Origin of the sequence: Pseudonocardia sp. D17 (assembly GCF_036984265.1) — a bacterium.
GTDB lineage: Bacteria > Actinomycetota > Actinomycetes > Mycobacteriales > Pseudonocardiaceae > Pseudonocardia > Pseudonocardia benzenivorans.
Genome location: NZ_BPRG01000113.1, coordinates 105,748 through 127,780, shown reverse-complemented (window position 1 = coordinate 127,780; position 22,033 = coordinate 105,748). Strand labels below are relative to the sequence as shown.

The 22,033-nt window shown below is 73.3% G+C and carries 24 protein-coding genes and 1 riboswitch; of the genes, 13 read left to right on the top strand and 11 right to left on the bottom strand.

Going from position 1 to position 22,033, the window contains the following annotated elements; translation table 11 throughout:
* The 3 genes from PSD17_RS18745 to PSD17_RS18735 all read right to left on the bottom strand — a co-directional run.
* A partial coding sequence (locus PSD17_RS18745) for a cbb3-type cytochrome c oxidase subunit I (protein WP_445261022.1) occupies positions 1-1,088 on the bottom strand: 1,088 nt, incomplete at its 3' end.
* 1 nt (position 1,089) lies between these two features.
* Positions 1,090-1,356 carry a hypothetical protein gene (locus tag PSD17_RS18740; RefSeq protein ID WP_013674489.1) on the bottom strand — a complete coding sequence of 89 codons (267 nt, stop codon included), beginning with the start codon at positions 1,354-1,356 and terminating at the stop codon, positions 1,090-1,092.
* Positions 1,357-2,023: 667 nt separating this feature from the next.
* A complete protein-coding gene (locus tag PSD17_RS18735) occupies positions 2,024-2,596 on the bottom strand; it encodes a TetR/AcrR family transcriptional regulator (protein WP_339123837.1) in 573 nt (190 codons plus the stop codon).
* A 202-nt stretch (positions 2,597-2,798) separates the two neighbouring features.
* Between PSD17_RS18735 and PSD17_RS18730 the strand changes: the two genes are divergently transcribed.
* The 3 genes from PSD17_RS18730 to PSD17_RS18720 are packed head-to-tail and all read left to right on the top strand — an operon-like array spanning position 2,799 to position 6,395.
* Entirely contained in the window at positions 2,799-3,251 is a 453-nt protein-coding gene (locus PSD17_RS18730) for a (2Fe-2S)-binding protein (RefSeq protein WP_339123835.1), read from the top strand.
* Entirely contained in the window at positions 3,238-4,212 is a 975-nt protein-coding gene (locus tag PSD17_RS18725; RefSeq protein WP_339123833.1) for an FAD binding domain-containing protein, read from the top strand. The genes PSD17_RS18730 and PSD17_RS18725 overlap by 14 nt, the downstream gene beginning before the upstream one ends.
* Positions 4,209-6,395, top strand: a complete 2,187-nt coding sequence (locus PSD17_RS18720) for a xanthine dehydrogenase family protein molybdopterin-binding subunit (RefSeq protein WP_339123831.1) — start codon at positions 4,209-4,211, stop codon at positions 6,393-6,395. Before PSD17_RS18725 ends, PSD17_RS18720 begins: the two co-directional genes overlap by 4 nt.
* 60 nt (positions 6,396-6,455) lie before the next feature.
* On the opposite strand, the gene PSD17_RS18715 is transcribed toward PSD17_RS18720, so the two are convergent.
* Positions 6,456-7,523, bottom strand: a complete 1,068-nt coding sequence (locus tag PSD17_RS18715; protein WP_339123829.1) for an NAD-dependent epimerase/dehydratase family protein — start codon at positions 7,521-7,523, stop codon at positions 6,456-6,458.
* A 117-nt stretch (positions 7,524-7,640) separates the two neighbouring features.
* Here PSD17_RS18715 and PSD17_RS18710 point away from each other — a divergent pair, with 117 nt between their 5' ends.
* From PSD17_RS18710 to PSD17_RS35380, 4 genes are all read left to right on the top strand, one after another.
* Positions 7,641-8,840 carry an alcohol dehydrogenase catalytic domain-containing protein gene (locus tag PSD17_RS18710; protein ID WP_339123828.1) on the top strand — a complete coding sequence of 400 codons (1,200 nt, stop codon included), beginning with the start codon at positions 7,641-7,643 and terminating at the stop codon, positions 8,838-8,840.
* 235 nt (positions 8,841-9,075) lie between these two features.
* Positions 9,076-9,492: a CBS domain-containing protein gene (locus PSD17_RS18705; protein WP_339123827.1), complete on the top strand. Its 417-nt coding sequence runs from the start codon at positions 9,076-9,078 to the stop codon at positions 9,490-9,492.
* A gap of 183 nt (positions 9,493-9,675) precedes the next feature.
* Positions 9,676-9,972 carry a hypothetical protein gene (locus PSD17_RS18700; protein WP_339123826.1) on the top strand — a complete coding sequence of 99 codons (297 nt, stop codon included), beginning with the start codon at positions 9,676-9,678 and terminating at the stop codon, positions 9,970-9,972.
* Positions 9,885-10,118, top strand: a complete 234-nt coding sequence (locus tag PSD17_RS35380) for a hypothetical protein (RefSeq protein ID WP_445261024.1) — start codon at positions 9,885-9,887, stop codon at positions 10,116-10,118. The genes PSD17_RS18700 and PSD17_RS35380 overlap by 88 nt, the downstream gene beginning before the upstream one ends.
* Positions 10,119-10,268: 150 nt before the next feature.
* On the opposite strand, the gene PSD17_RS18690 is transcribed toward PSD17_RS35380, so the two are convergent.
* From PSD17_RS18690 to PSD17_RS18670, 5 genes are all read right to left on the bottom strand, one after another.
* Entirely contained in the window at positions 10,269-11,150 is an 882-nt protein-coding gene (locus tag PSD17_RS18690) for a manganese catalase family protein (protein WP_339123822.1), read from the bottom strand.
* Positions 11,151-11,316: 166 nt separating this feature from the next.
* On the bottom strand, positions 11,317-12,279 hold the full coding sequence (locus PSD17_RS18685; RefSeq protein WP_339123820.1) for an L-histidine N(alpha)-methyltransferase: 963 nt from the start codon (positions 12,277-12,279) through the stop codon (positions 11,317-11,319).
* 3 nt (positions 12,280-12,282) lie between these two features.
* Positions 12,283-13,302, bottom strand: coding sequence for an iron-containing redox enzyme family protein (locus PSD17_RS18680; RefSeq protein WP_339123818.1), 1,020 nt, complete (start codon positions 13,300-13,302; stop codon positions 12,283-12,285).
* Positions 13,299-13,523 (bottom strand): CDGSH iron-sulfur domain-containing protein, encoded by a 225-nt coding sequence (locus PSD17_RS18675; RefSeq protein ID WP_339123817.1) that lies wholly within the window; start codon positions 13,521-13,523, stop codon positions 13,299-13,301. The genes PSD17_RS18680 and PSD17_RS18675 overlap by 4 nt, the downstream gene beginning before the upstream one ends.
* Complete coding sequence (locus tag PSD17_RS18670) at positions 13,516-14,163, bottom strand: HemK2/MTQ2 family protein methyltransferase (protein WP_339123815.1); 648 nt, start codon at positions 14,161-14,163, stop codon at positions 13,516-13,518. Before PSD17_RS18670 ends, PSD17_RS18675 begins: the two co-directional genes overlap by 8 nt.
* Before the next feature lie 413 nt (positions 14,164-14,576).
* Between PSD17_RS18670 and PSD17_RS18665 the strand changes: the two genes are divergently transcribed.
* From PSD17_RS18665 to PSD17_RS18645, 5 genes are all read left to right on the top strand, one after another.
* Complete coding sequence (locus PSD17_RS18665; RefSeq protein WP_339123813.1) at positions 14,577-14,951, top strand: hypothetical protein; 375 nt, start codon at positions 14,577-14,579, stop codon at positions 14,949-14,951.
* Positions 14,952-15,211: 260 nt separating this feature from the next.
* Positions 15,212-15,306: riboswitch (SAM riboswitch) on the top strand.
* Between the two features lie 341 nt (positions 15,307-15,647).
* The gene (locus tag PSD17_RS18660) at positions 15,648-17,258 is read left to right on the top strand and encodes an ABC transporter substrate-binding protein (protein ID WP_339123811.1); all 1,611 of its coding nucleotides are present in this window, start codon (positions 15,648-15,650) and stop codon (positions 17,256-17,258) included.
* 102 nt (positions 17,259-17,360) lie between these two features.
* Positions 17,361-18,311: an ABC transporter permease gene (locus PSD17_RS18655; protein ID WP_013674504.1), complete on the top strand. Its 951-nt coding sequence runs from the start codon at positions 17,361-17,363 to the stop codon at positions 18,309-18,311.
* Entirely contained in the window at positions 18,308-19,222 is a 915-nt protein-coding gene (locus tag PSD17_RS18650) for an ABC transporter permease (protein ID WP_339123810.1), read from the top strand. Before PSD17_RS18655 ends, PSD17_RS18650 begins: the two co-directional genes overlap by 4 nt.
* 49 nt (positions 19,223-19,271) lie before the next feature.
* Positions 19,272-20,366 carry an LLM class flavin-dependent oxidoreductase gene (locus PSD17_RS18645; RefSeq protein WP_339123809.1) on the top strand — a complete coding sequence of 365 codons (1,095 nt, stop codon included), beginning with the start codon at positions 19,272-19,274 and terminating at the stop codon, positions 20,364-20,366.
* A 66-nt stretch (positions 20,367-20,432) separates the two neighbouring features.
* On the opposite strand, the gene PSD17_RS18640 is transcribed toward PSD17_RS18645, so the two are convergent.
* Complete coding sequence (locus tag PSD17_RS18640; protein WP_013674507.1) at positions 20,433-20,615, bottom strand: hypothetical protein; 183 nt, start codon at positions 20,613-20,615, stop codon at positions 20,433-20,435.
* Between the two features lie 88 nt (positions 20,616-20,703).
* Complete coding sequence (locus PSD17_RS18635) at positions 20,704-21,129, bottom strand: ANTAR domain-containing protein (protein WP_339123808.1); 426 nt, start codon at positions 21,127-21,129, stop codon at positions 20,704-20,706.
* 3 nt (positions 21,130-21,132) lie between these two features.
* Between PSD17_RS18635 and PSD17_RS18630 the strand changes: the two genes are divergently transcribed.
* Positions 21,133-21,996, top strand: coding sequence for a GAF and ANTAR domain-containing protein (locus PSD17_RS18630; protein WP_339123807.1), 864 nt, complete (start codon positions 21,133-21,135; stop codon positions 21,994-21,996).
* Positions 21,997-22,033 lie beyond the last annotated feature (37 nt).

The window sequence follows — 22,033 nt, the reverse complement described above, 5'->3', positions numbered from 1 at the left end:
AGCATCGGCGTCTCGAACGTCAGCTTGCCCTTCCACATCGTGCCGATCCAGTTGACGAACTTGATCCCGGTCGGGATCGCGATGAGGAACGTGGTGAAGGAGAAGAACGCGAGCAGCACCGCGCCGGTGGCGAACATGTGGTGTGCCCAGACCGCCGCCGACAGCATGGCGATCGCCACGCTCGCGTAGACGAGGCCCTTGTAGCCGAACACGGGTTTGCGGCTGAAGACGGGGAAGACCTCGGTCACGATGCCGAAGAACGGCAGCGCGACGATGTAGACCTCGGGATGGCCGAAGAACCAGAACATGTGTTGCCACAGGATCGCGCCGCCGTTGGCCGGGTCGAACGCGTGTGCCCCCAGCTGCCGGTCGGCGAGCAGGGCCAGCAGGGCCGCGGTGAGTACCGGGAACGCGATGAGGATCAGGATCGAGGTGAAGAAGATGTTCCAGGTGAAGATCGGCATCCGGAACATCGTCATCCCGGGGGCCCGCAGGCAGATGACGGTCGTGATCATGTTGACGGCGCCGAGGATCGTCCCCAGCCCCGCGAGGGCCAGGCCGGTGATCCACAGGTCCGCGCCGATGCCGGGGGAGTGCACGACGTCGCTGAGCGGGGCGTAGGCGAACCAGCCGAAGTCGGCGGCGCCGCCGGGGGTGAGGAACCCGGACATCACGATCAGCCCACCGAACAGGAATGCCCAGTAGGAGAAGGCGTTCAGCCGCGGGAACGCGACGTCGGGGGCGCCGATCTGCAGCGGCAGGATGTAGTTGGCGAAGCCGAACAGGATCGGCGTCGCGTACAGCAGCAGCATGATCGTGCCGTGCATCGTGAACAGCTGGTTGTACTGCTCCGCCGACAGGAACTGCAGCCCGGGGCGGGCAAGCTCGGCGCGCATCAGCAGCGCCATCGCCCCGCCCGCGAGGAAGAACGCGAACGCCGTCGTGAGGTAGAGGAACGCGATGTCCTTGGGGTCGGTCGTGCGCAGCATGTGCAGCATGCGCGAACCCTTGGGCCGACGAGGCGGCGCCGGGGGAGCCGGGCGCGAGGGCTGGAGGACGGCGGCCGGCGGCGGGTCGGTTCGGGTCATGTCAGCGCTCCGGGAGGGACGTGGCGGAGAGGATCGCGCAGAACTCGTCGAACCGGGCCAGCGCGGCCGTGACGTGCTCGCTCCGGCCGCCCCGGTTGGTCTGCTGGGCGAGGTAGCGGGCCCGGCGGTCGGCGAGCGGGCCGGCCTCGGTGCGGCTCCACACGAGGTAGTGCTCGACGATCGTGCGGTGCCGGCGCCGCACGTGTTCGTCCTCCTCCCTGGTGGCCAGCCACGCGATGAAGGGGGCGAGTGTCGCGCTGGGTTCCACAGCTCCTCCTCGTCGTGGCCGTCGCCGGGGTGCGGGCGGCGCGGTGTATACCCGGCAGGCCGGGCGGCAAACCCCGCCCGGTCGTCGTGGTCCGCGGCGTGCCGCAGCGCCTCGGCGACGACCGTCGCGGAGGGCAGGTCCAGGCAGGGCAGCCCGAACGGACAGACGAACTGGCGGCACGGACTGCACACCGTCGCGACCTGCAGCACCGAGGACGGTACTCCTCGAGGGCGGAACTGCTCGACCTGTTCGGTCCCGGAGAACAGCACGACGACCGGCGTCGCTACCGCGTCGGCCAGGTGCATCCCGCCCCCGCCGTCGTCGGCGTCGGCGCCGGGCAGCGCCGCGAGCGCGGGACCGTCGAGGTCCGCGGCCGCGAGGACGAGGGCGTCGGGAGCGGGGCAGACGATGCGTCCCCACGTGTGGTCCGGTCGCCGCGGGGTCGACGCGACCGCGAGAGGGCGGGTCGCGGAGGCCCTCGGCCCGGTGACCGCAGACCTCCGCCGACCGCCGCCGCGGTCACGGCCCCCGGACCCCGGACGCGGTGGCCGTGACGATCGTGTCGACGGCGGGCATCAGGTCGCAGGCGGTGATCCAGCGCTCGACCGGTCCGGCCCGGGACGGTCGGGGTATCGCCGGGGCTGAGCGGGACGGGTACCGCCCGGCGTCAGTCGCCCGGGCGCATACCCCGCCACAGCAGGTCGACGAGCGCCTCGGTCTGGCCGCGCCAGTCGCCCCGCGGGTCGAGGAACAACAACCCGCCCAGGCCGCGCGCGACGGTCTCCGGGTCGAGGCCGGGGCGGACGGTGCCGGCCTCGACGTTGGCCTCGAGCAGGGTCCGTACGGCACCGACCATGGCTTCGTAGGCCTTGCCCGGGACGTCCTCGTCGTCGGCGTTCGTGGCGGCGCGCAGGGCGTCGGCCAGGCCCCGTTTGGTCATCATGTAGCGCGCGAGGTGGTCGGTGGTCCATGTCCGGAACGCCTCCGGCGGGGACTTCTCCTGCAGCAGGATGGGGACCGCGTCGAGTATCTGCTGCACCTCGTGCCGGTAGACGGCGAGGACGAGGGCCCCTTGGGTGGGGAAGTGCCGGTAGACGGTGCCGACGCCCACCCCTGCCGTCCTGGCGATGGCGTTGAAGGACAGCTCGCCCGTGTCGGCGAGCGATGCCGCCGCCGCGGCCAGGATGCGCTCGTTGTTGCGCCGGGTGTCCGCGCGCCTCAGGTTGACGGCCCCCGTCATGGTCACCTCCCGGCCGGTCGCAGCGAACTCTAATTCACGACAGGGGACGTCCCGGACAGGACGCTCGCCGACCGGATAGATATCCGCTACTGTCGTCCGCAGGACCGGATCATTATCCGGTTCCCATCCTACGGACTGACGAGCCAGCACCATCCGATGCCGGGTCACCGCCTCGCGCCGCCCGGCGAGGAAGAGAACCTCAGTGGACATCTCACTCGAAGTGAATGGCAGGACCGAGAACCTCGACGTGGCGCCCGGTGTCACGCTGCTCGACGCCTTGCGCGAGCGGCTCGACGTGACCGGGCCGAAGAAGGGATGCGACCGCGGCCAGTGCGGCGCGTGCACCGTGCACGTCGGCGGCCGCCCCGTGCTGTCGTGCCTGACCCTGGCCACGACCGTGCGCGAGCCGGTGACCACCGTGGACGGGCTCGCCACCGGCGACGCACTGCACCCGGTCCAGCAGGCGTTCGTCGACCAGGACGCGCTGCAGTGCGGCTTCTGCACGTCCGGGCAGATCATGTCGGCCGTCGCCGCGGTGGAGCAGGACGTGGACGACGTCCGCGAGTTCATGTCCGGCAACCTCTGCCGCTGCTCGGCGTACCCGAACATCGTGGCCGCGATCGAGCAGGCGAGGGGGGCCGATGCAGTCGTTTGAGCTGACCGCCCCGACGAGCGTCGACGATGCCGTCGCGGGCGCGGGCACCTACCTGGCCGGGGGGACGACGCTGGTCGACCTGATGAAGCTCGACGTCCTGACCCCCCGCCACGTCCAGGACATCAACGCGCTGCCGCTGCGGGGCATCGACACCGCCGACGGGCTGCGGCTGGGCGCGCTGGAGCGGATGAGCGACGTCGCGCGGCACCCGGGGGTGTACCCGGTGATCTCCCGCGCGCTGCTGCAGAGCGCATCACAGCAGCTGCGCAACATGGCCAGCATCGGCGGGAACCTGATGCAGCGCAGCCGGTGCAGCTACTTCCGCGACGTGACGACGGCGTGCAACCGGCGCGATCCCGGCAGTGGCTGCCCGGCGCGCTCGGGGGCCAACCGGATGCACGCGGTGCTCGGAACCAGCGAGGCGTGCGTCGCGACGCATCCGAGCGACGTGGCCGTCGCGCTGGTCGCGCTCGACGGGCAGATCACCCTCGCGAGCGCGGCCGGGACCCGCATGGTGGCGCTGCGCGACTTCTACCGCGTGCCCGGCGACACCCCGCACGTCGAGAACGACCTGCGGCCCGGTGAGCTGATCACCGAGATCGTGGTGCCCCGGCTGGACTGGGCGGTGAACTCGACCTACGTCAAGGTGCGGGACCGGCAGTCCTACGAGTTCGCCCTGTGCTCGGCGGCGGTCGCGCTGGACGTGCGGGACGCCCACGTCGTCGACGCCCGCGTGGCGGTCGGCGGCGTCGCGACCGTGCCGTGGCGCCTGACCGCAGTCGAGACGGCCCTGCGCGGGGCGCCGGTGACCGAGGACGCCTTCCAGGACGCCGCGGCACTCGCCGCGGACGGCGCGGAGCCGCTGTCCGCGAACGGTTTCAAGGTCGCGCTGCTGCGTCGGACCGTCGTCCGCGCCCTCTGCGAACTGACCCAGGACGAACCGACCGGGAGCCGAGGATGACGACCACCACGCGGATCGACGCACCCCTCAAGGTCACCGGCCGGGCACGCTACGGGTCGGACCACAACCTGCCCGGCATGCTGCACGGCTACGTGGTGACCAGCACGATCGCGAACGGCGAGATCGTGGCGATGGACGTGGCCGCGGCGCAGGCCGCGCCCGGGGTCGTCGCCGTCTGGTCGCCGTTCGACCCGCTCACGCTGCGCACCCCCTCGACCCCGATCCTGGGCGACACCTGGGTGCCGCTGCAGGACCGCAGCGTCACCCACCACGGCCAGCCGGTGGCCTTCGTCGTGGCGGAGACCTACGAGCAGGCCAGGGACGCGAGCGCGCTCGTCGAGGTGACCTACGACGAACGGCCTGCCCGCACGTCGCTGGCGGACAACCTCGACCTGGCCGAGGAGGCGCCGCCAGGGCTGGACGGGGAGCCCTCGACCCAGGTCGTCCTCGCCGACGGGGTGGAGTCGATCGAGGACGCGCTGGCGGGCAGCCCGGTCGTCGTCGAGGGCCGGTACTCCACGCCCACCCAGAACCACGCCGCGATGGAGCCGCACTCCGCCGTGGCGCACTGGGACGCCGACGGTCTCACCGTCTACAGCGGCAACCAGGGAGCCTTCGTGCAGCAGGCGGACCTCGCGGCCGCCCTGGACGTGGATCCGTCGGCCGTGCACACCGTGAACCCGTTCGTGGGCGGTGCGTTCGGGGGCAAGGGACGTACGTCCGTCCCGGCGTTCCTGGCCGCGGCGGCCTCCCGGGCCCTCGGGAGGCCGGTCAAGGCGGCGCTGAGCCGTGAGCAGGTCTTCACCGCGACCGCGAACCGCCCGGAGACGCTGCAGGAGATCACACTGGGCGCCGATCGCGACGGCACCCTGATCGCCGTGCGCCACGACTCCTGGTGCAGCGCCGACACCGACCGGTCGTTCGTCGAGCCCACCTCGGCCGCGTCGAGGGTGGCCTACCGCACCCCGAACCTGGCGGTCAGCCAGAAGGTGGTGCCGCTGCACATTCCCCGGACCACGTTCATGCGCGCGCCTGGCGAGGCGCCCGGGTCGTTCGCGCTGGAGAGCGCGATGGACGAGCTGGCCGTCGCGCTGGACATGGACCCGATCGAGCTGCGGCTGCGCAACGGCTCCCTCGGCCCCGCCGGCAGCGACCTGCAGTGGTCGAGCAAGTACCTCGACGACTGCTACCGGATCGGCGCCGAGCGCTTCGGCTGGTCGCGCCGGACGCCCACCGGCACGCGGGACGGCGACTGGCTGGTCGGGATGGGCACCGCGACGGCGGTGTTCCCGGCGCTGCGGTTCCCGACCACGACCGAGATCACCCTGCGGGCGGACGACACGGCGCTGGTCTCGGTCGGCGGCTCCGACCCCGGTACCGGCCTGCTGACGGTGATGGCGCTGCTCGGGGCCGAGGCCCTGGACGTGGGAACGGAGCGGATCACGCCGCGGCTGGGCCTGTCCGCCTACCCGCCCGGTGGGATGTCCGGCGGGTCGACGGCCACGGCGAGCGTGGGGTCGGCGATCGTGGCCGCGGCCTCGGCGGTGCTCGAGGAGCTGCAGTCGCTCGCGAGCGCGCCGGGCGCGCCGTTCGCGGGACAGGACGTGACCTACGCCGACGGCCGGGTCCTGGGCGGCGGACGGTCGATGACGTTCGGGGAGCTGCTGGCCGCGCTCGGCCGGGAGGCGATCTCCGCCGTCGGCTCGTCGGGCCCCGGGGAGGAGCTGACGAAGCACTCCTTCAGCTCGTTCGGGGCCCAGTTCTGCGAGGTCAGGGTGCACCGGTGGACGGGTGAGGCACGGGTGTCGCGGATGCTCGGGGTGTTCGACGCCGGTCGCATCGTGAACGACCAGGCCGCCCGCAGCCAGCTGCGCGGCGGCATGATCTGGGGCGTCTCGGCGGCCCTGCACGAGGGGCTGGAGATCGAGGGCGACGGCCGGCTCGCCAACGGCGACCTGGCCGGCTACCTGCTCCCGGTCAACGCCGACATCCCCGAGGTCGACGTGCATTTCGTGCAGCATCCGGACACGCTGCACAACCCCGTCGGCGCGCGCGGCATCGGCGAGATCGGGGTGGTCGGCATGGCCGCCGCGGTCGCCAACGCCGTGTACAACGCGACGGGCGTCCGGGTGCGGCACACCCCGATCACGATCGAGGACCTCCTGGACGGCCTGCCCGGGTAGGGGTGTCCTGGCCGCGGACGCGTTGCGGCGCGGTCCGTCCGGTATGCCGCTACCCCGCGGTCAGGGCCGGCCACCGACCCCCGACGCGATCTCGCCGGCGCGGGCGGGGCCACCCGCATCCGGGCTCAGCCTGGGGGTGGGCCCGCCCGTCGGCCGGGCCAGGCCGTCGAGGAACGCCGAGAGCGCTTCGGTCGACGACCGCCGCGGCGTCCAGCCGAGCACGTCGCGCGCCCGGGCGGTGTCCATGACGGGCAGCCGCAGCACGGCGTCGAACAGGCCGGGGGAGGCCGGGACGAGCCGTAGGTACCACGCCGCGGCCAGGCCGGCCCGGACGGCCGCCCTGGGCACCGGCACGAGCCGGGCGCGCAGCAGCCCCGCGAGGGCCTTGGTGTCGACGACGGGGTCCGCGGCGAGGTTGAAGGGGCCGCGGGCGTCACCGAGCAGCGCCAGCCGGACGGCCTCGCCCACGTCGTCGGAGTGCACGGTCTGGAACCGCAGGCCGGGCACGTCGGGCAGCACGGGGATCCGCCCGGGTCGCACCAGCGACTGCGGGACGAAGGGCCCGGCGAAGAGCCTGCGCTGCTCCACCGCGGGCTCCCGGCCGAACACGAACGACGGGCGTAGCCGCACCAGGCGGATCGTGGGGTGCTCGGCCTCCCAGCCGTCGAGCGCCCGTTCCAGGTAGGCCTTCTCCCGGGTGTAGGCGGCGCCCGGCCAGCCGTGCGTCGGCCAGTCCTCGCCGACGGGATGGTCCGCGGTGCTCCCGTCCGCGTCGGGTCGCGGTGAGTACGCACCGACCGATGACGCGTGCACCACCGTCGACACCCCGGCCTCGGCCGCCGCCCGGTGCACCGCCAGCGTGCCCAGCACGTTGACCCGCCAGGTCAGGACGGGGTCGTGGGTGGGCTGGAACAGCCAGGCGAGGTGCACGAGCGCGTCGGCACCCCGCAACGCGTCCGTGAGGTCGTCGCGGGCGACGTCGGCGCGCACCCACTCGACGCCGGGGCCCGGATCGGGCGGCGGCCGGCGGGCGACGCCCACCACCGAGCCGACGCCGGGTTCGCGGGCCAGCGCGCGCAGCACGCCCGCGCCCAGGTTTCCGGTCGCACCGGTCACGACGACACGCATGGTCCGCGGGTGGCCCGCCGCGGCCCGGCCAAACCTGCCCGTGCCCGTTTGTCCGCCCCGCTGCCGGGTAGGGCGGGGCCGAGCCCCACGACCTCGTCGACCTCCCGGAGGAGACCCATGCGAGCAGTGACCTGGCACGGCCGACGCGACGTCCGCGTCGACACGGTCCCCGACCCGAAGATCGAGGCGCCCGACGACGTCGTCGTCGAGATCACCTCGACCGGGATCTGCGGGTCCGACCTGCATCTCTACGAGGTCCTCGGGCCGTTCCTCGACGAGGGCGACATCCTCGGTCACGAACCGATGGGACGCGTCGTCGAGGTCGGTCCGGAGGTCACGAAGCTGTCCGTCGGCGACCGCGTCGTCATCCCGTTCAACGTCTCGTGCGGCACGTGCTGGATGTGCGGGCACGGGCTGTACTCGCAGTGCGAGACGACGCAGGTCCACGAGGACGGGACCGGGGCGTCGCTGTTCGGCTACACCAAGCTCTACGGCCAGGTGCCGGGCGGGCAGGCCGAGTACCTGCGCGTCCCGTTCGGCAACACGCTGCCGATCGCGGTGCCCGACGGGCCGTCGGACGACCGCTTCGTGTACCTCTCCGACGTGCTGCCGACGTCGTGGCAGGCGGTCCGCTACGCCGACGTCGTCCCCGGCGGCACCCTGCTGGTCCTCGGTCTCGGCCCGATCGGTGACATGTGCACCCGGGTGGCCCGCCACCTCGGGGCGACGCAGGTCATCGGGGCCGACCTCGTCCCGGAGCGGCTGGACCGCGCCGCAGCGCGCGGCACGACGGTCGTCGACCTGAGCTCGCTGGACGGCCGGCTCGGCGACGCCGTCCGTGACCTCACCGGCGGGCGCGGCGCCGACGCCGTGATCGACGCCGTCGGGATGGAGGCGCACGGCTCGCCCGTGGGCAAGCTCGCCCAGCAGGTCACCGGGATGCTGCCCGACGCGCTCGCCGCGAAGCTCATGATGACCGTGGGCACCGACCGGCTCGGCGCCCTGCACAGCGCGATCGACGCCGTCCGCCGCGGCGGCACGATCTCGCTGTCCGGTGTCTATGGCGGGATGGCCGACCCGATGCCGATGCTGACCATGTTCGACAAGCAGATCCAGCTGCGGATGGGCCAGGCCAACGTGCACCGTTGGGTCCCCGAGATCCTGCCCCTGCTGACCGAGGGCGACCCGCTGGGTGTCGACGACTTCGCGACGCACCGGCTGCCGCTGGAGTCCGCATCGGACGCATACGCGACGTTCCAGGAAAAGCGCGACGGGATGGTGAAGACCCTGCTCATGCCTGCCCGCGACGGCGTGTGATCGGCGATTCCGAACCGGAGGATCCCGCCCTCGTGGGGGTTACCGGCGCGAGCAGCGCCATGACCGCGGAGCCGTCGCGGCAGGACGCCTGCCGGGTTGGGCGGTCGGGAAACCGGCCGGCGAGTACCGGCCCACGGGAGTCGCGCGGCGTGTGTCCCGGCGGGGGACCGGGTAACCGGGAGCGGGACCGGATGCGCCTCGCCCACCACGGGCGACGCGACGAGAGGGGAGCGGGATGCCCACCGCGCGCGAGATCATGACCACGAACGTCACGTTCGTCCGCGGCGACGAGCCCGTCCGCGAGGCGGCCACCAAGCTGGCCGACGCCGGCGTCGGGGCGCTGCCGATCTGCGGCGTCGACGACCAGCTGGTCGGGATGCTCACCGACCGCGACATCGTCACCAAGGTGATCGCGGCGGGGAAGGACCCACTGGCGGTACGCGCCGGGGAGCTCGCGCAGGGCGAGGCCGTGACGGTCGGCGCGGACGACGACGTCGCCGAGCTGATGCGCACCATGGTGGCGCACAAGGTGCGCCGCGTGCCGGTGATCGACGGCACCCGCGTCGTCGGGGTCATCAGCCTCGCCGACGTCGCCCGCAGCCTCGACGACGCCGACACCGGCATGCTCACCGAGGCCCTGTCCACGGACTGAGCACGTGAACGCGGCGGGAGACCCTCACCCGCCGTCGCCGGGGAGCGCGGCTGCGCAGGGAGCGACGATGCCCCTGGACCAGACGTGCGCGCCAACGGTCGAGCGGTGGATCGGCACGACGAGTCGAAGGACGCCGGGCGGTCGGCGGGGGATGTCCCGCGCCGGCCCGGGTACGCACCGGGCATGACGCACTCCTCCGCGCGCACGGCGGGCGACCCGCCGGCCGACCCCGGGCCCGGGGCACTGCCCGCGCTGCCCGAGGCCTCCGCCGCCGACACCGCCCGGGTGCTGGCGCTGGCCGTCGGTCCGATCGTCGCCCAGGGGGTGATCGCCCGCAGGCGCCGGGTCGTCGCGCTGGCCGGGCGCCGCGTCGGTTCAGCCCCGACGGCTGGCTGGACGGGACCCACGACGCGGACCCGGCGATCGTCCCCTTCAGCGCCGGGCCCGCGCACTGCCCGGGCCGCGAGCTCGTCCTGCTGACGGCGTCGACGATGCTGGCGACGCTCGTCGGTGACCTCGACCTGACCGTGCGCCCCGCGGGCCTGCTCGTGCCGGGACGCCCGCTGCCGGGCGGCCTCGACCCGTTCACGCTGCGGTTCGCGGTCCGCGGCCGGGCGGACGCCTAGCGGCGCACACCGCGCCGACGCGGCACGGGGCGTACCGGCTCGACGCGGCCGGTCGGGCCGGGGCCGGGCCGACGCGACGCGCTCACCGGGTGTCCCGGTGGTGGCGCGCCGCGCCGGCCGGCGCAGCCGCTGCCGCCGCGCCGGCAGCCGTCACTCCTTGTTCAGTTTGTCCTGTGCCAGACCCGCGACCTTCTCGACCGTGTTCGGCAGCTCCGTCGTGCCGTACAGGCGGCTGTCGGGGTGGGTGGGTGGCGGCATCGGGGCGGTCGTCGTCGGCCCGTCGTGGTAGGTGAACTCGCCGTGCCCGTCGACGCTGGGGCCCTTGGCCCAGCGGCCCTCGGAGGCCTGCGCGCCGTCGCTGAAGTTCTGGTACTGGTAGCTGACCTCGGTGAACTCCTTCGACTGCGGGAAGTTGCCGGGCGTCGGCATCGTCTCCGCGCCCTCCTCCTGCAGCTCGGCCGCGGCGGCCAGCCACATGTTCTGGTGCATGGTGTCGCGGGCGAGCAGGAACGACAGCAGCTCGCGCACACCTGCGTCGTCGGTCATGTGGTAGAGCCGTGCGACCTGCACGCGGCCCTGCATCTCGGCGTTGGCGTTGGCGGTGAAGTCGGCGAGCAGGTTGCCGCTGGCGGTGATGAAGCTGCCCTGCCACGGGTTGCCGTTGCTGTCGACGGGCCGCGCGCCGGCACCGGCGACGATGGCGTGCTGCACGTCGGTGCCGCCGATCACGGCGGCGACCGTCGGGTCGTCCTGGACGGCGTCCTCGGTGATGCCCAGCGGGGCCTTCTCCAGCAGCTGGGCGATCATCGTGGCGAGCATCTCGACGTGCCCGATCTCCTCGGACGCGACACCGAAGACGAGGTCGCGGTACTTGCCCGGCGTGTGCATGTTCCAGCCCTGGAACATGTACTGCATCGCGACGGTGATCTCGCCGTACTGCCCGCCCAGCACCTCCTGGAGCTTGCGGGCGTACACGGCGTCGGGCTTGTTCGGTGTCGACTTGAACTGCAGTTCTTGGCGGTGCAGAAACACGTGTGCTCCTCGGGAATCGAGCGGGGGAGGCGCGGCACCGTCTCGGCCGCGCGCGATGACCCGTCACTCCGGACGGTTCCTGTCGTCTGCCCGCGCGACACCGGTCGAAACCGCCCACGGAGACCGGAATTGCCCACCGGCGCGGTCGCCGGTGGCCGAGGTGTCCTCAGTCCGTCCGGCGGAACAGGAACATGCCGTAGCGGTGGCGGTGGTCGATCCACCGGTCCTGGAGGGCCATGCCGTGGCCGGCCAGCTCGGCCGCGAGCGGACCGGGCTCGAACTTCGCGGAGAAGCCGACGTTGATCGCGTCCCCGCGGCGGAGCGTCAGCGAGACGTCGAGCGCCGGTAGCGTCGCGACGTGGTCGTCCAGGACGTGCAGCAGCCCCTCGACCACCGGACCCACCACCCGAGCGCGGGGCTCGAACAGCTCGGTGCGGAAGTCGGCACCGAAGCGCGAGTTGAGATGACTCAGGTGGTTGAGCCGGAACCGCCGGAACACGTCATGGCCGGGAGGGTCGTTGTAGCAGCGTTCGAGCGTCTCGGTCGACTTGGTGAGATCGGCCGAGACGAGTAGTCCGTCGCCGGGCCGCAGCGCCGCCGCGACCGCGCCGAACAGCGCCTCGCGCTCGGCGGCCGTCGAGTTGCCGACGTTGCTGCCGAGGAAGGCCACGCACACGGGCTCGCCGTCGGCACGCAGCTGGGCGAGTCCCGCCTCGTAGCGGCCCCAGAGGCCGCGCACGTCGAGGTCGGGGAGGGCCGCGGTCAGGTCGGCCGCGCTGCGCTCCAGCATCTCCCGGCTCACGTCGATGGGCAGGTACGTCGTCGGCCGACGACGCAGGCACGCCGCGAGCAACAGCCGGGTCTTGCGGGCACTGCCGCTGCCCAGCTCCGCGAGCCGGGGGGTGTCGAGCGCCGCGGCGACCTCGGCGGCGTGCCGGCCGAGCAGCGTCCGCTCCACCCGCGTGAGGTAGTACGTGGGCAGCTCGGTGATCTCCTCGAACAGCTGCGAGCCGATGCTGTCGTAGCCGAAGTGCGGCGGGATGCGGGGGACCGGTTCGCGCAGGCACGCCGCGAGGTCCGCGCCGTCGTCCCAGAACCCCGCGTCGACAGGCTCGACCTCGACCGACACCTGTCAGCCCGCGGACCCGGCGGGGGTGGTGCGCAGGCTCGTCGTGCCGCGCTCCCAGCACCCCAGCAGGTGCTCGCCCATCCGCTCCGCGAGCAGCGAGCTCGCGCGGATCCCGAAGACGACGTCGGCCGCCAGCTCCGGTTCCGCGGCCAGCAGCGGGTCGAGCACGCTGCGCCGCACGACCTGCTCGTGCACCGCGTCGGCCTCGACGTGCTCGTCGTAGAACCGGATCGCGGCGGGCCCGCAGCCCAGCCGGCGCATGGCCTTGACCAGCCGCTCGGACCCCGGCGACGACGTCAGCTCGACCATCGCGAACTGCCCGACGGACGCGCCCCGCAGCCCGCGGTGCAGCCCGCACAGGGTCATGAGGTTCACCTCGGCGAGTGTGGCGCCGGGGGCCTGCTCGACGTAGGCGCCGTACGCGTCGCTCAGCCCGATCTCGACCATCATCTCCGCGAACAGCGTGGAGTGCATGCGCTCGGGACGTCCCGAGCCGTACTCGTCGTGCTCGACGGTGACCAGGCCCGCCTTCGCCGGCCCCGACAGCCGCGGGATCACCCACGCCTGCGGGTCGGCCTCCTTGAGGTGATAGATCGACCGGTGCGCGACGTACTCGCGCAGCTGCCCGAGGGTCCCGTCGCGCTGCAGGTGGTGCGACACCCCGCGCACCCCCGGCCCCACCGGCTCGACGAGCAACGACTCCACCTCGGCGGCGACGTCGTCGCCCGGTTCGACGTCGGCCCGCAGCGCCGCGAGGAAGACCTGCTCCAGCTCCCGGCGCAGGCCGAGGACCGCCGGGTCCCACTCGCGGTCGTCGTCGACGCCGGCGAACCCCCGGTAGTGCAGCTCGTAGCAGCAGTGCAGCGCGAGCTGCAGGTCGTCGCCGTAGGGGTCGGCGTCCGCGGTGTCGACGGCGGGGACCGGATCGCCGCGCAACGCGGCGACGACGGCCCCGGACAGCGGTCCGCGCGGCGTGGGCAGCTCGGGCGCCGCGGTACGGGGGCGGTCCAGCGTCCCGGTCATGCCTCACGTCCTTCCTGTCGCACCTTGCGCCGGTGGCTCGCGTCGCAGATCGGGTAGCGCTTGCTGCGGCGGCAATGGCACACGGCGGTGACGGCGCGGTCCGAGCGCACCCGCGACCCGTCGGGCAGCTCCAGCTCGACCGGGCCGCTGACCAGAGCCGGGCCCTCCTCGGTCAGCACGATGCGGGTCGGCTCCGGCCGCCCGAGCCGGTGCTCAACCACGACGGGCCTCGACGACGACCAGCTCCTCGAGGTGTGCGCCCGGCTCGATGAGACCGCTGCGCTCGAGCAGCTGGGCACGCGAGCGCATCACCGGCCCGAACGGGATGCGCGCGCGGTCGACGACGTCGGCCGCCAGCCCGGCGGCGGCGAGCCGCTCGAGCGTGCGCTCGGGGCCGCACACCGCGGAGTGCACCAGCAGCAGCGTGCCGTCGTCCTCGAGGTGCTCGGGCGCGCCGTCGCAGATCCGGTCGAGGATCGCGCGCCCGGTCGGGCCCGCGTCCCAGCTGCGGCCGCGGGTGTGCCGGGGCAGGACCGAGGTCTCCGACGGCACGTACGGCGGGTTGGCGACGATCAGCCCGAACCGGCGGCCGCGCACCGGCTCGTACAGGTCGCCGCGGTGGACCCGGACGGGTGTGCGGTGCAGCAGGAAGTTCAGCCGCGTGGTGGCGACGCAGCGTCGGGAGAGGTCGACGGCGGTCACGGACTGCGCCCCGGCCCGCGCGCCGGTGAGCGCGAGCGCCCCGGTTCCGGTGCCGAGGTCGAGGACGTGCCGCCCGTGTGCGAGCTGGGCGACGCGGCCGGCGAGCAGGTGGGTGTCGGACTGGGCCTTGTACACCCCGGGAGGACAGAGAAGGATCACGTGCGGTCCTCGGTGCGGACGGGGGTCCGCGCGGACCCGTGGACGACGGCAGGCATATCGGTCCATACCCGGCTCGGCGGCGCTTAAGCCTGTTCCCCGTCGGCCGCCGCTGCATCCCGTCGCCGGCGGCTCCGTATCGACACTCCGGTATTGACACCCCGCGGGCCTCGCTGCCTACAGTGGCAGCAGACCCATCCAGAGCGGCCGAGAGACCCGGCTCGACGACGCCGCAGCAACCCCCCGCCCCGTGCGGGTGCGGGTGCTCCCGCCGGGGTCGATGGAGGACGTCATGGACGGCACCCGGCCGGCGTTGTCGCGGCGTCGTCACGTCGACTTCGGACGCACGGAGGCCGCGCTCTGTCGGTGACCCCGCCCGCCCCCCCGGTCACCCCTCCCGACATCGGAGCAACGCCATGTCCGTCGACGCCGTGCCCACTCACACCCCGCCCACTCACACCCCGCCCACTCACACCCCGCCCATCCACACCCTGCCCGCACCTGCCCGCTCGATCTCCGCGGAGCCCTCGCCACGGGAGCGGCGCCGCGCGCACATCGCCGCCCGGCTGCTCGACGGCCTCGAGTCGCTCCTGGAACGCAACCGGGCGCTGCTCGGTGACCCGGACGCGGGTGCGCTGCACGTCGAGCTGATCGCGGCGGAGGTCGCGCACGAGCTCGCGATCGCCCGCGCGGCGTTGCGGCGCGCGCCGGCGCTGCAGCCGCCGCGGCCCACCGGCCCGGCCGGCGCGCCGAGCACCCCGGCCGTGCCCGGCGAGCCCACACGACCCTGATCCCGCCCGCGGCGGGCGCCGCGACGCCGGCGGCCGGGCAGGCGCCCGGCCGCCGACGGGGCCGTCGCGTCCCGAGCCGAATGTCCGGCGCATCGGCGACCGCATCCCGAATCGTCCTGCGGAATGGGATCGGGGCCGCGGTGTTCGGACAGGTCGATCCCGTCGACACCGCGTTTCGGTCCGTGTGTGTCACATCGTCGCCCGGAGGATTGACGCCGCCCGCGTCCATGTACGTAGAGTGCAGAAGTTCCTCCGGGGACACACCATCCAGAGCGGCCGAGAGACCTGGCTCGACGACGCCGCAGCAACCCCCCGCCCGAGCGGGTGCGGGTGCTAAAGCCGGGAGCGATGGAGGATGCGATGTTCCTGGGAGTGCGGCGGTTGCACGTCGACCTCAAGCGCACGGCCGGAGCGGTCTGTCGGGTCTGACGACCCTGGCCCGTCCACGCTCGTGCACGAGAGGTCACCTCATGGCCCACCTCCGTCTCGCCGTCGCCCTCGACGGCGCAGGATGCGCAGCGAGTACACGGGCTCGACCCTGCGCGACAACCTCGGCCTGCACCCGCCCGTGGGCCTCGGCGAACCACACCGGCCACGCGCCGTCCTGACCCCGAACCCGTCCGACCGCCGACCACGACCGGCCCCGTCCGGCCCACCCGCCGACGGGGACGCTCCCTCCCGAAGAAGGAACCACCGATGACCGCACGATCGCGCCGGGCAGCGATGTTCCCGGCCCTCCTCGCCGCCGCCGCACTGGTGCTGGCCGCCTGCGGCGGGGGGAGCTCGGGAACGGAGGCCGACGCGGGTCCGCCGCGGGCCGGCGGCACGCTCACCTTCGCCGTCGGCAGCGACGCGGGCTGTGTCGACCCCCAGCAGGTCGCGAGCAACGACACGATCTACTCCGTGCGTCAGCTGGTCGACTCGCTGACCGACCAGGACCCGAGGACCGGAGAACTGAAGCCGTGGCTGGCCACGGCGTGGCAGACCTCCCCGGACGCCAGGAGCTTCACCTTCACCCTGCGGACCGGGGTCACGTTCTCCGACGGCACCCCGCTCGACGCCGCGGCGGTGAAGGCCAACTTCGACCGCATCCCGTCGCTCGGGGTCCGCGCGGCGCTCGCGAAGGGCTACCTCGCCGGGTACGCGGGGACGACGGTGCAGAGCCCGACGCAGCTCACCGTGAGCTTCACCCAGCCGAACGTCCAGTTCCTGCAGGCAACCTCGACCCACAGCCTCGGGATCCTGTCGCCGGCCTCGGTCGCCAGGTCCGACGACGACCGCTGCGCCGGTGTGATCGGCTCGGGTCCGTTCACGCTGCAGAGCTATGTCAAGAACGCGTCGATCACGCTCGCCAAGCGGCCGGGCTACGACTGGGGCTCGTCGCTGTTCGCCCACCCGGGCGAGGCGTACCTCGACACCCTGCGGTTCACGATCGTGCCGGAGTCCGGTGTCCGGACCGGCTCGCTGCAGTCCGGTGAGGTCGACGCGATCGGCAGCATCGGGCAGCAGGACGAGGCGCCCCTGACGGGTGCCGGCGACCAGCTGCTCGCCCGCTCCAACCCGGGAATCGTGTTCGGCATCGGGTTCAACCTCAGCAAGCCCGTCGTCGCCGATCCCGCTGTGCGACAGGCTCTGTCGTTGGCGATCAACCGCCAGGACATCGTGGGCGGGGTCTTCCCGTCGCAGACCAGGGCGGCGACCAGCGTGCTGGCCTCGACGACGCCGTCCTACGCCGACGAGTCGGCGCTCGTCGTCTTCGACGCGGCCAAGGCGCGGTCCGTCCTCGACGCGGCCGGCTGGGTCCCCGGGCCCGACGGCATCCGCGCCAAGGACGGCCAGGAGCTCACGATCCCGGTCACCTACGCCCCGGTCGCCGGGACCAACCAGCCGGCGCTGGAGCTGATCCAGCAGCAGGCCAAGGCCGTCGGCATCGACATCCGGATCCAGCAGGTCCCGGTCGCGCAGCTGGCGAGCCAGCAGGCCGCGGGCGACTTCACCGCACTGTGGGGCAACCTGACCCGGGCCGATCCCGACCTGCTGCGCAGCCAGTTCTCGGTCGCCGGCTCCAACTTCTACCGGATTCCGCAGAGCCCGCTCGAGCCGGTGCTGGTGGCCCAGGCGGGCGAGCCGGACCCGGCCGAGCGCACCCGGCTCGTCGGCCAGGCCCAGCAGCTGTTGCTCACGCAGGGCTTCTACGTGCCGGTCGTCGAGCTGACGACGGTGCTGGCGGTGGGGCCGACCGTGCACGGCGTCACGTTCGACGCGTCGTCGCGCATCCAGCTGCACGACGCGTGGAATTCGGCCTGACGGTTCGAGGAACGGAGCTCGTCGTGCGCGGGGGAAGTGACCCGGGGGAAGTCGTGATAGGGGGAACGTCGTGACCGTGCCGACCGAGCGGGTGACCCCGTCGTGACCCGGTACCTGGTGCGGCGCATCGTCACCGCGGTCGCGGTGCTGTGGGCCGCCTACACCGTCAGCTTCGCCGTGCTGTACCTGTTGCCCGGCGACCCGGTCACGACGATGGCGAGCGGCGGGCTCGACGGCGAGCCGCTCTCGCCCGCCGCGATCGAGGCGCTCAAGGCGCGCTACGGCTTCGACCAGCCGGTGGTCGTGCAGTACGGCAACCGGCTGTGGGAGGCGCTGCACGGGAACCTGGGCACGTCCATCCAGACCGGCGAGGACGTGCGGAGCGCCGTCCTGGCGGCGTTGCCACCCACGCTGCAGATCGCGCTCGGCGGCCTGCTCGTCGCCGTCGTGCTGGGCACCGTGGTGGCGGTCGTCGCGACCTACACACGGTTCCGCTGGCTGCGCCAGGGCCTCATGGCGCTCCCGTCGCTGGCGGTCTCCCTGCCGGTGTTCTGGGTCGGGCTGATGCTGGTGCAGATCTTCGCGTTCGACCTGCACCTGCTGCCGTCGGTGGGGTCGACCGGCTTCCGGTCGCTGGTCCTGCCGTCGGTGACGCTCGGCCTGCCGACGGGCGCGCTGGTCGCGCAGGTGCTCGCGAAGAGCCTGCAGACCGCGCTCGACGAGGCGTACGTCCAGACCGCACGGGCGAAGGGCGTCGGGCGCGGCGCGATCCACCTGCGCCACGCGCTGCCCAACGCCGTCATCCCGGCGCTGACGGTGCTCGGCTACGTGGCCGGCAACCTGCTCGCCGGGACGGTCGTGGTGGAGACCGTCTTCACCCGGCCGGGACTGGGCCGGCTCATGGTGCAGGCCGTCGGCGTCCAGGACATCCCGATGGTCCAGGGGATCGTGCTGTTCTCCGCGGTGGTGTTCGTGGGCGTCAACCTGCTGGTCGACCTGGTGTACCCGGTGCTCGACCCGAGGATCACGAGGGGGGTGCCGGCGACCGCATGACCGAGCTGCTGATCAGGCCGGACTCGACGGAGGCCGCCGCGCCCGCGGGCGTGGCCCGGTCCGAGCCGTTGTCGCGCAAGGAGCGGCGCCGACGGTTGCTGCGCTTCCTCGGCCGCAGACCGGGGCTCCTCGCTGCGGTGGTCGTCGTGGCGCTGGTGCTGCTCGCCGCGTTCGCGCCGGGCGTGCTGGCGCCGGGCGACCCGAACGTCGGGGTCGTCGCCGACAAACTGCGCCCGCCCAGCGGCGCGCACGTGTTCGGGACCGACTACCTGGGCCGCGACCTCTACACACGCGTCGTGCACGGCGCGTCGCTGTCGCTGCAGGCGACGCTGATCGCCGTCGCGGTGGCGCTCGTCGTCGGCGGGCTGATCGGCCTGCTCGCGGGCTTCGTCGGCCGCTGGGTCGACGAGGCGCTCATGCGCGTCGTCGACGTGCTGCTGTCGATCCCGGCGATCCTGCTCTCGCTCGCGCTGATCACCGCGCTCGGCTACGGCACGGTGAAGGTGGCGATCGCGGTGGGGGTGGCCAGCGTCGCGAGCTTCGCCAGGGTGATGCGGGCGGAGACCCTGCGCATCCGGCAGTCGACCTACGTCGAGGCGGCCAGGGCGATCGGCACCCGCCGGCACGTGACGCTCGCGCGGCACGTGCTGCCCAACGCGGCCGGCCCGGTGCTGGTGCTCGCCGTGCTGGAGTTCGGGCTGGCGATCCTCGCCATCTCCTCGCTGTCGTTCCTCGGCTACGGCGCGCCGCCGCCCGCGCCGGAGTGGGGCTCGCTGATCGCCGAGGGTCGCAACTACCTGGCGACGTCGTGGTGGCTGTGCGCGCTGCCGGGCCTGACGATCGCCGCCACCGTGCTGTCGGTCAACCGGATCTCCCGGGCGCTCGACGGGGAGTGGGCGCGGGCCCGATGAGCGCACGGCTCGTCGACCGCCGCCCCGGCCACACCGGAGAAGGGGTTCAATGAGGTTCCAGGTTCTCGACATCGTCCCGCACACACCGCACCCGGTGACCGGGGAGATCGTCTCGGTCCACGAGCGGCTGCGCCGGGTCGTGGAGACCGCGGTGCTGGCGGAGCGTCTGGGGTTCGACTCGTACGCCGTCGGTGAGCGGCACGCGGGGGAGTTCGTCTCGTCCGCACCCACGGTGCTGCTCGGCGCGCTGGCCCAGGCCACGAGCCGGATCCTGCTCTCGACCGGGGTGACGGTGCTCTCGCTGCTCGACCCGGTCCGCGTCGCGGAGGACTACTCGACCATCGACCAGCTCTCCGGCGGCAGGCTCGAGATCGTGATCGGGAAGGGCAACGAGGACAAGCACTTCCCGCTCTTCGGGCTGGAGCTCGCCAAGCAGTACGAGTACCTCACCGAGAACTACGAGCTGCTGCGCCGGCTGCTGCGCGAGGAAGGGGTGTCGTGGAAGGGCACCCACCACGCGGACCTCGACTCGGTGACGACGCACCCTCGCCCGTTCGACGGCCCGTTCCGGATCTGGCACGGGTCGGCGACGTCCACCGTCGCGGTCGACCTCGCCGCGAGGTGGGGCGATCCGATCTTCTCGGCGAACGCGTTGCAGCCCAGGGAGAACTACCTGGTGCTGATCGAGCGCTACCGCGAGCAGCTGGTGGCCAACGGGCACGACCCGGCCGTCGGCTACGTCGGCTCCGGCTCGGGCGGGCTGTTCCTCGCCGACACCGACGCCGAGGCCGTCGCGCAGTACCGGCCGATCTACGAGGGGTTCGCCGCGAAGATGCGCGCCGCGCACGCCGGCGACGACCGGCCGGGCAAGGTGACGTCGTTCGCGACGATCGAGGAGGCCGTCGCGCACGGGCCGGCGCTGGTCGGGACGCCGGAGCGGGTGGCGGAGAAGATCGTCGACTACCACAAGTCGTTCCGGCACGACGTGCAGTCGGTGTCGGTCAACCCGACGCTGCCCTACGCGCAGCAGCAGGAGGTGCTGACCCGATTCGCCGAGGAGGTCGCCCCGCTGGTGCGGCGCGAGGTGACGACGACCCTGTGGGGCCCGCACGATTCCGGCCGGGCGAAGGGCTTCACCGCCTGACCGGAGCCCCGGCCCCCGGAGGCGTGCGTGTCGCCGGGACGGCCGGGGCGGCCGTGGCCGAAGCGGTCAGGGCACCGGCCTCGACCGCTCCGGGGCGTGCTCCGGGTGCGGCGCGAAGTCCGCCGGACGGGTGCCGCCCCGGCCGGTGAGCTCGCCGAGCCGCCCCATGGTCCACAGCTCGAGCGCGACGACCGCGAACGCGATCACGAACCCGGTGCACGCCAGCGCGACGGCGACGTCCTCCCACATGGTTCCTCCTCGCCTCGACACGGAAATGTCGTGTCACGACATATAAATATCGTAGCACGATGGAAGTCCTCCGGGTTCCCTCGATCGGTCAACCGGTTCGGCTCGCGACGATCTCCGCGGCCAGGTCGCGCAGCTTGCGGTTGCGCAGCTGACTGGCCTCACGCAGCGCGGCGAACGCCGCGTCACGCGTCACGCCGTCGCGGACCATCAGGATTCCGATCGCCGCGCCGATGGTCCGGCTGCTGTCCAACGCCTCCCTCAGCTGGTCGGCGCGGTCCCGGGCCGCGGCGGCCGCCAGCACGAGGCCCGCGGCGACCGCAGCCGCGGCGACGACGTCGTCCCCGGGGGGCGGCGTGGCCAGGTAGACGTTCAGGCTCGCGGGGACGACGTCGGGCAACGGATGGCTCAGGACGGACCGGATCGCGGTCTCGGCGCGCATCCGGCTGCGGAACCCGGGCCAGCGCCGGTCGTCGGTCGCCGCGAGGTCGAGCCGCACGGGCTCGCCGGCCGTCAACGCATGCAGGCACGGGCTCTCGCCGACCTCGTACTGGATCCGGTCCGCGCGCTCGGCCAGCGGATCGCTCGCCGCGGCCGTGGCCGGGCGCGCGCCGACCCGGCGGGTCACGCTGACCGAGGCGACCCCGGGGACCCCGTCGCGCACGAGCGCGACGACGGCGGTCTCGACCGCGCTCCCGGCCGGTCGCGGCCCGCCCGCGGCCGACAGTGCTCCCGCGGCCGAGGGTGCGCCGAGGTCGAGCAGGAGCGCGAGGAGGTCGGCCGGGGGGAGATCGTCACCGCGGCCGTCGACCTCTTCGGGACCTCCGGTGCCGGGCTGATGGTCGCCGACGAGCAGGACACGCTGCGCTACGCGGCCGCGACCGACGGGCCGGGCCGCGTCCTGGAGGAGGTGCAGAGCGAGACCGGGCAGGGGCCCTGCGTCGACACCTTCGTCGACGGCAGGCCGGTCGCGACCGACGACCTCGCCGCCGAGCAGCGCCGGCCCGCGAGCCGGGACGTGCTCGTCGGGCACGGGGTGCGCGCGGTCCTCGGCGTGCCGGTCCGCCTCGGCGGTGTCGTCGTCGGCTCGCTCGACGTCTACCTGGACCGCCCGCACCGCTGGGACGACTCCGAGCACGCCGCGCTGACCCGCTACGCCCAGGTGCTGCAGATGAGCCTGCGCTCCGCGCTGGCGGCCCGGCACACCGGCGAGCTCGTCCGCCAGCTGCAGTACGCCCTCGACTACCGCGTCGTGATCGAGCGTGCCGTCGGGTACGTGATGGCGGCCCGGCGGACCGACGCCGTGACCGCGTTCGACCTGCTGCGCCGCGCCGAACTGCTGGCCACCGGCCGGCTGCCCGGGCCGGACCGCGGGAGCGGATAGACCTCGGCGGACGCGGATAGCCGAGCGGAGGCGGGGT

Bases quoted from the DNA above. Each gene is read 5' to 3' on its own strand.
- PSD17_RS18735 (WP_339123837.1), bottom strand. From the start codon at position 2,596: ATGACGGGGGCCGTCAACCTGAGGCGCGCGGACACCCGGCGCAACAAC.
- PSD17_RS18715 (WP_339123829.1), bottom strand. From the start codon at position 7,523: ATGCGTGTCGTCGTGACCGGTGCGACCGGAAACCTGGGCGCGGGCGTG.
- PSD17_RS18660 (WP_339123811.1), top strand. From the start codon at position 15,648: ATGACCGCACGATCGCGCCGGGCAGCGATGTTCCCGGCCCTCCTCGCC.
- PSD17_RS18640 (WP_013674507.1), bottom strand. From the start codon at position 20,615: ATGTGGGAGGACGTCGCCGTCGCGCTGGCGTGCACCGGGTTCGTGATC.
- PSD17_RS18725 (WP_339123833.1), top strand. From the start codon at position 3,238: ATGCAGTCGTTTGAGCTGACCGCCCCGACGAGCGTCGACGATGCCGTC.
- PSD17_RS18680 (WP_339123818.1), bottom strand. From the start codon at position 13,302: ATGACCGGGACGCTGGACCGCCCCCGTACCGCGGCGCCCGAGCTGCCC.
- PSD17_RS18650 (WP_339123810.1), top strand. From the start codon at position 18,308: ATGACCGAGCTGCTGATCAGGCCGGACTCGACGGAGGCCGCCGCGCCC.
- PSD17_RS18720 (WP_339123831.1), top strand. From the start codon at position 4,209: ATGACGACCACCACGCGGATCGACGCACCCCTCAAGGTCACCGGCCGG.
- PSD17_RS18665 (WP_339123813.1), top strand. From the start codon at position 14,577: ATGTCCGTCGACGCCGTGCCCACTCACACCCCGCCCACTCACACCCCG.
- PSD17_RS18705 (WP_339123827.1), top strand. From the start codon at position 9,076: ATGCCCACCGCGCGCGAGATCATGACCACGAACGTCACGTTCGTCCGC.
- PSD17_RS18645 (WP_339123809.1), top strand. From the start codon at position 19,272: ATGAGGTTCCAGGTTCTCGACATCGTCCCGCACACACCGCACCCGGTG.
- PSD17_RS18630 (WP_339123807.1), top strand. From the start codon at position 21,133: ATGCAGGCACGGGCTCTCGCCGACCTCGTACTGGATCCGGTCCGCGCG.
- PSD17_RS18700 (WP_339123826.1), top strand. From the start codon at position 9,676: ATGACGCACTCCTCCGCGCGCACGGCGGGCGACCCGCCGGCCGACCCC.
- PSD17_RS18710 (WP_339123828.1), top strand. From the start codon at position 7,641: ATGCGAGCAGTGACCTGGCACGGCCGACGCGACGTCCGCGTCGACACG.